Raw genomic sequence first — 10785 nt, 5'->3', positions numbered from 1 at the left:
GTGCTCCCCCCGGGTCAGTTCTGCGGTCGGTTCCGCCGTCGGTCCCGCCGTCAGTTCTGCGACGACACCGATGTCGTACCGCTGCCCGCACCCGGTTCCAGGGCGTCAAGGGCCCGTCGCAGTCCGGTGAGTTTGCGCTCCAGGTGGGCCGCGGTGGCCACCGCCGCCGCGTCCGCCGACTCGTCGTCCAGCTGCTTGGACAGCGCCTCGGCCTGCTCCTCGACCGCGGCGAGCCGCGCGGACAGCTCGGCCAGCAGCCCGGCCGACTCCTTGGCCCCGCCGACGGCCTTGCCGCCGCCCTCCAGCTGGAGCCGCAGCAGCGCCGCCTGCTCCCGGAGCTGGCAGTTCTTCATGTACAGCTCGACGAACACCGACACCTTCGCGCGCAGCACCCACGGGTCGAACGGCTTCGAGATGTAGTCCACCGCCCCCGCCGCGTAGCCGCGGAAGGTGTGGTGGGGACCGTGGTTGATCGCCGTGAGGAAGATGATCGGGATGTCTCTGGTGCGCTCCCGCCGCTTGATGTGCGCGGCCGTCTCGAACCCGTCCATGCCCGGCATCTGGACGTCCAGCAGGATGACCGCGAAGTCGTCCGTCAGCAGCGCCTTGAGCGCCTCTTCCCCGGACGATGCCCGCACCAGCGTCTGATCGAGCGCCGAGAGGATCGCCTCCAGCGCCAGCAGATTCTCCGGCCGGTCATCGACCAGGAGGATCTTGGCCTTCTGCACCATGGCCCGCCCTCCTCGCCCCGGCAGTGCACCGGGCGCCGCCCCTGGGGACGACTCCTTTGCGCCGCCCTTCCTTGTGCCGGTCATGGTAGCCGCACCCCGACCGTCGCCACACCCTGTCACCGTGATGTCACTGTGCACGGAACAGGAACGCGGCAGGAGACCTGAAAGTTCCCCGGATCGCCCGGTTCCACACGCGGCCGGCCACCAAACCCGAACAACTTCCGGCGGCCGCGGAAAGTTCCCGCGGCCGGCCCCTGCGCTGCGGCGCGGCGCACGGGCGCCGCGTCGTGGCGCATCAGCGCTCCCGCATCCACTGCTGCATGACCGTCAGCAGGTGGTCGGGGTCGACCGGCTTGGTCACGTAGTCCGAGGCGCCCGACTCGATCGCCTTCTCCCGGTCGCCCTTCATCGCCTTCGCGGTCAGCGCGATGATCGGCAGGCCGGAGAACTGCGGCATCCGCCGGATCGCCGTGGTCGTCGCGTACCCGTCCATCTCGGGCATCATGATGTCCATCAGCACCACCGCCACGTCGTCGTGCTGCTCCAGGACCTCGATGCCCTCGCGGCCGTTCTCGGCATACAGCACCGACAGGCCGTGCTGCTCCAGGACGCTGGTCAGCGCGAACACGTTGCGGATGTCGTCGTCGACGATCAGCACCTTCTCGCCGCCGAACCGGATGCCCGTCCGCGCCTCGCCCGAGGCCTCCTGGCCGCCGCCCGCCCACTGGTCGGGCTGCTCGCCGAGGGCGACGCCGTTGCGCCGCCGGCGCCGGAAGAGGGCCGCGGGGCCGTTCTGCGTGTCCTGGTACGACTTCACCTCGGCCGGCGTCCGGATCTCGGCGTCGGACAGCTCCGACAGCTCCCTGGCCGCCCGCTCCGAGGCCGCCACCAGGTCACCGGCCTCCAGGGCCGGCAGGTTCTGCTGGTAGCCCTGCGGCGGCAGCTCGCTCGGGTGCAGCGGCAGGTACAGCGTGAACGTCGATCCCCGGCCTGGCTCGCTCTGCGCGTGGATCTCACCGCCGAGCAGCTGCGCGATCTCCCGCGAGATGGACAGCCCGAGGCCCGTGCCGCCGTACTTGCGGCTGGTGGTGCCGTCGGCCTGCTTGAACGCCTCGAAGATCACCCGCATCTTGCTGGCCGCGATGCCGATGCCGGTGTCGGTCACCGAGAACGCGATCATCGGCGCCTCCGGATCGGCCAGCGACCCGGCCTCCAGCAACTGCTCCCGGATCGACTGCGGCACGTCCGGACCGGCCGGCCTGATCACCAGCTCCACCGACCCGGAGTCGGTGAACTTCACCGCGTTCGACAGCAGGTTGCGCAGCACCTGCAGCAGCCGCTGCTCGTCGGTGTGCAGGGTGGCGGGCAGCTCCGGCGACACCCGCACCGACAGGTCCAGGCCCTTCTCCGCGGTCAGTGGCCGGAAGGTGGCCTCCACGTAGTCCACGAGCTGCACGAGCGCGATGCGCGTCGGCGAGACGTCCATCTTGCCCGCCTCGACCTTCGACAGGTCCAGGATGTCGTTGATCAGCTGCAGCAGGTCGGATCCGGCGCCGTGGATGGTCTCGGCGAACTCCACCTGCTTCGGCGAGAGGTTGCCCTCGGCGTTGTCGGCGAGCAGCTTGGCCAGGATCAGCAGCGAGTTGAGCGGCGTGCGCAGCTCGTGCGACATGTTGGCCAGGAACTCGCTCTTGTAGCGCATCGACACCGCGAGCTGCTCGGCACGCTCCTCCAGGACCTGCCGCGCCTCCTCGATCTCGGTGTTCTTCACCTCGATGTCCCGGTTCTGCTGGGCCAGCAGCTCGGCCTTCTCCTCCAGTTCGGCGTTGGACGCCTGGAGGGCCTTCTGCCGCTGCTCCAACTCCGCCGACCGCTCCCGCAGTTGCTCGGTCAGCTCCTGCGACTGCTTCAGCAGCAGCTCGGTCTTGGTGTTGACCGAGATGGTGTTGACGCTGGTCGCGATCATCTCGGCGAGCTGGTTGAGGAAGTCCTTCTGGATCTGCGTGAACGGCGTGAACGACGCCAGCTCGATCACCCCGAGCACCGTGCCCTCGAACAGCACCGGCAGCACGATCACCTGGGCCGGCGGGGCCTCGCCGAGCCCCGAGGAGATCTTCAGGTAGCCGCTGGGCGCGTTCTCCACCAGGATCGGGCGCTTCTCCTGGGCGGCCGTCCCGACCAGCGCCTCACCGGGCCGGAACGACGTCGGCATGGAACCCATCGAGTAGCCGTAGGACCCCAGCATCCGCAGCTCGTAGTGGTCCTCCTGGTCGGTGACCTCCTCCACCAGCGGCATCGCCAGGAAGAACGCCCCGTGCTGCGCGGCCACCAGCGGCGGCAGCTCGCTCATGATCAGCGAGGCCACGTCCTCCAGGTCGCGCCGGCCCTGCATCAGGGCGGACACGCGCGCGAGGTTGCCCTTGAGCCAGTCCTGCTCCTTGTTGGCGATCGTGGTGTCGCGCAGGTTGGCGATCATCTTGTTGATGTAGTCCTGGAGTTCCTGGATCTCCCCGGACGCGTCCACGTCGATCTTCAGGTTCAGGTCGCCGCGGGTCACCGCGGTCGCCACGCGCGCGATGGCGCGCACCTGCCGGGTGAGGTTCCCGGCCATCTCGTTCACGGACTCGGTCAGGTCGCGCCAGGTGCCGTCCACGTCCCGCACGCGTGCCTGGCCGCCCAGCTGGCCCTCGGTGCCCACCTCGCGGGCCACCCGGGTGACCTCCTCGGCGAACGACGACAGCTGGTCCACCATCGTGTTGATCGTGGTCTTCAGCTCCAGGATCTCGCCCCGGGCGTCGATGTCGATCTTCTTCGTCAGGTCGCCCTTGGCGATGGCCGTGGTGACCATGGCGATGTTGCGCACCTGACCGGTCAGGTTGGACGCCATCTGGTTCACCGACTCGGTGAGGTCCTTCCAGGTGCCGGCCACGCCCGGGACGTGCGCCTGACCACCCAGGATGCCGTCCGTGCCCACCTCACGGGCCACCTTGGTGACCTGCTCGGCGAACGAACTGAGCGTCTTCACCATCGTGTTGAAGGTGTCGGCCAGCTGTGCGACCTCGCCGCGCGCCTCGATGGTCACCTGCCGCGTCAGGTCGCCGTTGGCGACGGCCGCCGCGACCTGCGAGATGTTGCGCACCTGCATGGTCAGGTTCTTGGCCATCAGGTTGACGTTGTCGCTGAGGTCCTTCCAGATGCCGGTGACGCCCGGCACGGTCGCCTGGCCGCCCAGGATGCCCTCGGTGCCCACCTCGCGGGCCACCCGGGTCACCTGCTCGGCGAACGACGACAGCTGGTCGACCATCGTGTTGACGGTGGTGACGAGCTCGAGGATCTCGCCCTTGGCGTCGACCGTGATCTTCTTGGACAGGTCTCCCTTGGCGACGGCGGTCGTGACCTCGGCGATGTTGCGCACCTGGATGGTCAGGTTGTTCGCCATGAAGTTCACCGACTGCGTGAGGTCCTTCCAGGTGCCGGAGACACCCTGCACCTCGGCCTGCCCGCCGAGGATGCCCTCCGTGCCCACCTCACGGGCCACGCGCGTGACCTCCTGGGCGAACGACGACAGCTGGTCCACCATCGTGTTCAGGGTGTTCTTCAGCTCCAGGATCTCCCCGCGCGCGTCCACGGTGATCTTCTGGGACAGGTCACCGCGCGCCACCGCCGTCGCGACCTGCGCGATGTTGCGGACCTGCGCGGTGAGGTTCCCGGCCATGCCGTTCACGGAGTCGGTCAGGTCCCGCCACACCCCGGCCACGCCGGGCACCTGCGCCTGGCCGCCGAGGCGCCCGTCGGTGCCCACCTCGCGCGCGACGCGGGTCACCTGGTCGGCGAACGCGGACAGCTGGTCGACCATCGTGTTGATGGTGTTCTTCAGCTCCAGGATCTCGCCCCGGGCGTCCACGTCGATCTTCTGCGACAGGTCACCGCGCGCGACCGCCGTCGTGACCTGCGCGATCTGCCGCACCTGCGAGGTGAGGTTGCCGGCCATGAAGTTGACGGAGTCGGTGAGCTCCTTCCAGGTGCCCGAGACGCCGTCCACCCGCGCCTGACCGCCCAGCCGGCCCTCCGTGCCCACGTCCCGCGCCATCCGCGTGACCTGGTCCGCGAAGCTCGACAGCTGGTCCACCATGGTGTTCACGGTGTTCTTCAGCTGGAGCATCTCGCCGGAGACGTCCACGGTGACCTTCTGCGACAGGTCGCCGTTGGCCACCGCCGTCGTCACCTGGGCGATGTTGCGCACCTGCCCGGTGAGGTTGCGGAACGCCGTGTTGACGGAGTCCGTGAGGTCCTTCCACGTCCCCGCCGCGCCCGACACCTGCGCCTGGCCGCCCAGCTCGCCCTCCACGCCGATCTCGCGCGCCACGCGCGTGACCTCGGCGCCGAAGGCGGACAGCTGGTCCACCATCCCGTTGACGGTGTTCTTCAGCTCCAGCATCTCGCCGGCCACGTCCACGGTGACCTTCTGCGACAGGTCACCGTTGGCCACCGCCGTCGTCACCGCGGCGATGTCCCGCACCTGCGTGGTCAGGTTCCGGAACACCGTGTTGACGGAGTCCGTCAGGTCCTTCCACGTCCCCGCCGCGCCCGGCACGTTCGCCTGACCGCCCAGCCGCCCCTCGGAGCCGACCTCGTTGGCCACCCGGGTGACCTCGTCCGCGAAGATCCGCAGCGTCTCGGTCATCTGGTTGATCGTGTCGGCGAGCTGCGCCACCTCCCCGCGCGCGGGGACCGTCACCTTCCGCGACAGGTCACCGTTGGCGACCGCGGTGGTCACCTCCGCGATCCCGCGCACCTGGGCCGTCAGGTTCCCGGCCATGGTGTTCACCGAGTCGGTGAGTTCCTTCCACACCCCGTCGACGCCGGTCACCTTCGCCTGGCCGCCGAGGATGCCGTCGGTGCCCACCTCACGGGCGACCCGGGTCACCTCCGAGGAGAACGCCGAGAGCCGGTCGACCATCGTGTTGACGGTCTCCTTCAGCTCCAGCATCTCGCCGGCGACGTGGACGGTCACCTTCCGCGACAGATCGCCCTTGGCGACCGCCGTCGTCACCAGCGCGATGTCCCGCACCTGGGCCGTCAGCCGGTCCGCCATCGTGTTGACGGACTCCGTCAGGTCCTTCCACGAGCCGGACATGCCGCGCACCTGCGCCTGCCCGCCGAGCTTGCCCTCGGTGCCCACCTCACTGGCCACCCGGGTGACCTCGTCGGTGAACGTCGACAGCTGGTCGACGAGGTTGTTGACGGTCCGGCCGACCTTCAGGAACTCCCCGCGCAGCGGATGCCCGGGCCCCTCCGGCGTGTGCGCCCGCAGCTCCATCCGTGGCGACAGGTCGCCCTCGGCCACCGCCGACAGCACCCGCCCCACCTCGGACACCGGCCGCACGAGGTCGTCGACCAGCGCGTTCGAATGGTCGATGGCGGCCGCCCAGGAGCCCTCGCAGGCCCCCGTCTCCAGCCGCTCCGTGAGCTTGCCCTCACGCCCGACCACGCGCCGTACGCGCGCGAGCTCGCCCGTGAGGTGCAGATTGCGGTCGGCGACCTCGTTGAAGACCGCCGCGATCTCCGACATGACCCCGTCGCCGGACACCGTCAGCCGCCTGCGGAAGTTCCCGTCCCGCATCGACCCCAAGGCGGCCAGCAGCCGGTGCAGGGCGGCCGTCTCCACCGTCGTGGTGCCGCCGCGTGCTGCTCGCTTGCTCAGGGACGGTCCGCCTTTCGCGCGCGTCTCAGTGCCCCGCGTCGCTGCGCCAGACTCCACTTGTCCCTCCCGCAGGGATCGACCGTTACTGCTGTGCTCGGTACTGCTGCTCGCCGTCGCCGGCACTCCCGCGTTCCACGTCCCGGCAACCGGACCGGCTCCCGGGCTGCTGCCCGCCCCGGACGAGGACACTCGTCCCGCACGGACCTTCGCAACAAGCTTGCCCAGTGTTTCACCCTCACCGAACCAGGCCATAACAGTTCGGCAGCTTCGCACATCGTCCGCACAGCCCCGGGACCGAACCACCAAGGACGGAAACACCGGCGACCGGCATCCGCACGGGCGGGGAAGGTAAGTAACCTTGCATGCGGCTGTCCAGCCGCGCCGGTCCTACCGGCCTGGGCGGTGGCACGAGTACGAGCGGGCATCGGAGGGGCGGCCGCACACATGACCACCGGACTGATCCCGGGGGGACAGCCCCCTGAACCCCGTCCGACGGACGGACTGCCGCACCCGCGCAGCCGCCCGGACGACCGGGTAGCCCAGCACGTCGACGACCGGCCGAGGAGTCCTGTGATCACCGCGCGCGCGGCTGCCAGCTTCGAGCCCGTCGGGCGATCCGTCGCGACCGCCCGCGCGTTCGTCCGCGACACCCTCCAGGGCTGGGGCTTCGCCGACGTCGTCGACGACGCCGTGGTCCTCACCAGCGAGCTGGTCACCAACGCCGTCGTCCACGCCGGGACCCACGCCGACCTGCTGTGCCTGCGCAGCGACGACGGCGTGCGCATCGAGGTGTCCGACCGCTACCCGGAGCGCGAGGTCCCCCTTCAGGGCTCCCCCGTGACCATGGGCAGCCCCGACCGGGAGGGCGGCCGCGGCCTCCAGCTGTGCGCGGCGCTCGCCGGCCACTGGGGCGTCGACTACACGCCCACCCACAAGACCGTCTGGTTCCGGCTGGACCTGCCCGAGCGCCCCGTCGGCACCCGCGCGGCCGGCCCCGCGCTCCCCGCCCACCTGCTGCCGCTCGCCGACGCCCGGGTCCGCGTCGCCGTCGTCCAGATCGACCGCACGGGCGCCATCTCCGCGTGGAACGAGGACGCCGAGGAACTCTTCGGCTACCCCGCCGACCAGGTCGTCGGCAAGCCCCTCACCGACCTCGCCGCCTGGCCGCACACCCCCGGCACCGGCACCGGCATCGCCGAGGCACTCCAGCTCTCCCGCTGGGAGGGCAGCTACGGCATCCGCTGCGCCGACGGCCGCGTCACCCCGGTCTACGCCTCCCACCTGCGCGTGCGCGACACCGACGGCGAGCCGTCCACGGTCTGCCTCCTGGTCCGCGACCACGAGCGGGCCGTGTTGCAGACCCCCTCGCGCGTGCCGTCCTCCGACACCTCGTCCCAGGGGGACCAGAACACCGACCCGTTCGAGGTGTTCATCGGCTCCCCCGCCCCGGACGACCTCGACGGCCTCCTCCAGCGCACCGTCGAACGCGCCCGCGACATGCTCGACGGCGACTCCGCCTTCCTCCTCCTGGCCACCGACGACGAGACCGAGCTCGAGGTCCGCGCCTCCACCGGCCTGCCCTCCGCCCGCCAGCGCTTCGCGCGCGTGCCCGTCGAGGCCGGCCCCGGCCGCTACGGCTCCGCCCGCATGCCCGCCGTCCACGAGGACCTCCTCGCCGTCCCCGGCGCCGTCCCCCTGCTCAACGGCACCGGCATGCGCGCGGTCGTCACCGTTCCGCTCAAGGTGGAGGGCCGCCTCACCGGCTCCCTGGGCGTCGCCGCCGAGGCCCCCGGCCGCTACTCCAACGAGGAGGCGCTGCGCCTGCAGTTCGCCGCCGACCGCATCGCCCTGGCGGTCGAGTCGGCCCGCCTGGGCGAACTGGAGCGCCTGCGCCGCGGCTCCCTCAGCTTCCTCGTCGAGGCGTCCGACCTGCTGGCCGGCACCCTGGACCGCGACCAGACCCTGGCCCTGATGGCCCAGATGACCGTCCCCACGCTCGCCACCTGGTGCGCCGTCTACACGATCGCCGACCAGGCCTCCGAGCCGGACCTGTCGTACGTCCTGCACGAGGACGAGGAACTGATCGACGGCATCAAGTCGTTGCTCTCCAAGATCGCCCCGCCCGACCCGGTGCCCACCCCCGGCGCCCGGGTCTGGGCGGCCCCCAGCGAGGCCGCGCACGACGCCGCCCTGCGCAGCTCCATGCGCAGCCTCGGCCTGAGCGGCGGCTCCGCCCACCGGACCGCCTCGGGCATCGGCCCCACCCTCGCCACCGCCTCCGCGGTGGGCGGCGAGACCGTCGTCCTCCCGCTGGTCGCGCGCAACCGTGTCATCGGCATGCTCACCCTCGGCAAGCCCACCGACGAGCACTTCCGCCAGGAGATCCTGGAACTGGCCGAGGACCTGTCCCGCCGGGCCGCCCTCGCCCTGGACAACGCCCGCCTGTACTCCGAGCGCACGGCCATCAGCCAGGCCCTCCAGCGCAGCCTCCTCCCACCGGAGCTCCCCGAGGTCCAGGGCGTCGAGGTGGAGGTCATCTACCGTGCGGCCGGCGAGGGCAACGAGGTCGGCGGCGACTTCTACGACCTCTTCCCCATCAGCGACGGCGCGTACGGCTTCGCCATCGGCGACGTCTGCGGCACGGGCCCCAACGCCGCCGCCGTCACCGGCCTCGCCCGGCACGCCCTGCGCCTGCTGGCCCGCGAGGGCCTGAGCGGCCCGGCCGTCCTGGAGCGCCTGAACTCCGCGATCCTCGACGAGGGCGCCCGCAGCCGCTTCCTCACGCTCCTCTACGGCGAGATGCGCCCGCAGGAGGACGGCAGCGCGGAGCTGAAGGTGGTCTGCGCCGGCCACCCGCTCCCGCTGCGCCTGCGCCAGGACGGCACGGTCGAGCCGGCCGCCGAACCCCAGCCCCTGCTGGGCGTGATGGAGGACCTGGAGCTCTACGAGGAGACGGTCACCCTCGACCCGGGCGACGTCCTGCTCTGTGTCACCGACGGCGTCACCGAACGCCGCGAGGGCACCCGCATGCTCGGCGACGACGGACTCGCCGACGTCCTGACAACGTGCACGGGGCTGACGGCGGGAGCGGTCGCCGCCCGCGTCATGCGCGCCGTGGAACGCTTCGCCTCGGACGCCCCCTCCGACGACATGGCGATCCTGGCGATGCGCGTGGCCTGAGAAAGCAGAAAGACCCCGCCCGAAAAGGGCGGGGTCTTTTTAGCTGAGCCCCCAAACGGAATCGAACCGTTGACCTTCTCCTTACCATGGAGACGCTCTGCCGACTGAGCTATAGGGGCTGGTCACTTTTCGAGGTTTCCCTCGCGGCAACGGAATAGATCATACCCCGAACGACTCCCAGTTCCCAACCCGCTCAGAAGGCCGGCTGGAGCAGTCCCCCCAGGGCATTGCAGGCCGTGACGATCCGCTGCATGTCACGCCTCGTCAACAGCGCACCCATGGGAAGGGACAGCGTCTCGTCGGCGGCCAGCTCGGTCTCCGGCAACGACACGCACCGCCGGTGGTCGGGCAGCCGGTGCACGGGCGTCTTCACCGGCACCCGACAGTCAACTCCCTTGCCCTGCAAGGCTCGCGCGAACGCGTCACGATCGGGCCGCCCGTTCCCCGGCACCCGCACCACGTACTGCTGGTACGTGTGCCCGTCACCCCCGTCGGGCGTCCGCACCCCACGCAACCGCGCGTCGAGGAACGCGGCCCGCTCCCGCCGCTGCGCGACCTCGTCCCGCGGCGCCTCGGTCTCCCCTCGCTCGAGCACCAACAGCCCGTGCCGCGCCCCGAGTTCGTGCATCCGCCCGATCTCCGCCGGCCGCCCGAAGCGGTGCACGACGACGACGGCCGCCGTCCGCGGAGTGACGGCCGCCCCGACGGCGAGCGGGTCGAGGCAGTACGTGACCGGGTCTATGTCGGCGAACACCGGCAGCGCACCCGTCCTGATCACCGCCTCGGTGACGTCCACGTTCCCGAACGCCGGCACGATGACCTCGTCGCCGAGCCCGACACCCGCAGCCCTGAGCAGCGCAGCAGTACTCATGCGTCGATGGTCGGTGCGGTGTGTGAACTCCCGATGACGGACAACAAAAAAGGGTGGAACTCCGAACCGAAGTTCAGAGTTCCACCCTTTGAAGAATTGTTCGGCGGTGTCCTACTCTCCCACAGGGTCCCCCCTGCAGTACCATCGGCGCTGTAAGGCTTAGCTTCCGGGTTCGAAATGTAACCGGGCGTTTCCCCTACGCTATGACCACCGAAACACTATGAAACTGTCGAACAATGCCGCACCACACCCTTACGGGCATGGGGCTGTTCGTGGTTTCAGAACCAACACAGTGGACG

The 10785-nt window shown here is 70.4% G+C and carries 4 protein-coding genes, 1 tRNA gene and 1 rRNA gene; 1 reads left to right on the top strand and 5 read right to left on the bottom strand.

The window, feature by feature from the left end:
* Positions 1-50 precede the first annotated feature (50 nt).
* Positions 51-731, bottom strand: coding sequence for a response regulator (locus tag E4U91_RS25550; protein ID WP_137308991.1), 681 nt, complete (start codon positions 729-731; stop codon positions 51-53).
* 295 nt (positions 732-1026) lie between these two features.
* A complete protein-coding gene (locus E4U91_RS25545) occupies positions 1027-6492 on the bottom strand; it encodes a HAMP domain-containing protein (protein ID WP_137308990.1) in 5466 nt (1821 codons plus the stop codon).
* Between the two features lie 387 nt (positions 6493-6879).
* Between E4U91_RS25545 and E4U91_RS25535 the strand changes: the two genes are divergently transcribed.
* Positions 6880-9615: a SpoIIE family protein phosphatase gene (locus E4U91_RS25535; protein ID WP_137308989.1), complete on the top strand. Its 2736-nt coding sequence runs from the start codon at positions 6880-6882 to the stop codon at positions 9613-9615.
* 46 nt (positions 9616-9661) lie between these two features.
* On the opposite strand, the gene E4U91_RS25530 is transcribed toward E4U91_RS25535, so the two are convergent.
* The 3 genes from E4U91_RS25530 to rrf form a co-directional block, all read right to left on the bottom strand.
* Positions 9662-9734, bottom strand: a tRNA-Thr gene (locus tag E4U91_RS25530).
* Positions 9735-9808: 74 nt separating this feature from the next.
* A complete protein-coding gene (locus E4U91_RS25525) occupies positions 9809-10471 on the bottom strand; it encodes a DegT/DnrJ/EryC1/StrS family aminotransferase (RefSeq protein WP_168218276.1) in 663 nt (220 codons plus the stop codon).
* A gap of 113 nt (positions 10472-10584) precedes the next feature.
* Positions 10585-10701, bottom strand: a 5S ribosomal RNA gene (gene rrf / locus E4U91_RS25520).
* Positions 10702-10785: the final 84 nt, after the last annotated feature.

The sequence above is a fragment of the Streptomyces lasalocidi genome (assembly GCF_005280215.1).
GTDB classification, from domain to species: Bacteria; Actinomycetota; Actinomycetes; order Streptomycetales; family Streptomycetaceae; genus Streptomyces; species Streptomyces longwoodensis.
The sequence above is the reverse complement of the archived record's forward strand: the minus strand, read 5'-3'. Positions and strand labels throughout refer to the sequence as shown.

What these genes read in the sequence shown, in the direction of transcription:
- E4U91_RS25550 (WP_137308991.1), bottom strand. Translation starts at nt 731, where the DNA reads ATGGTGCAGAAGGCCAAGATCCTCCTGGTCGATGACCGGCCGGAGAAT.
- E4U91_RS25535 (WP_137308989.1), top strand. Translation starts at nt 6,880, where the DNA reads ATGACCACCGGACTGATCCCGGGGGGACAGCCCCCTGAACCCCGTCCG.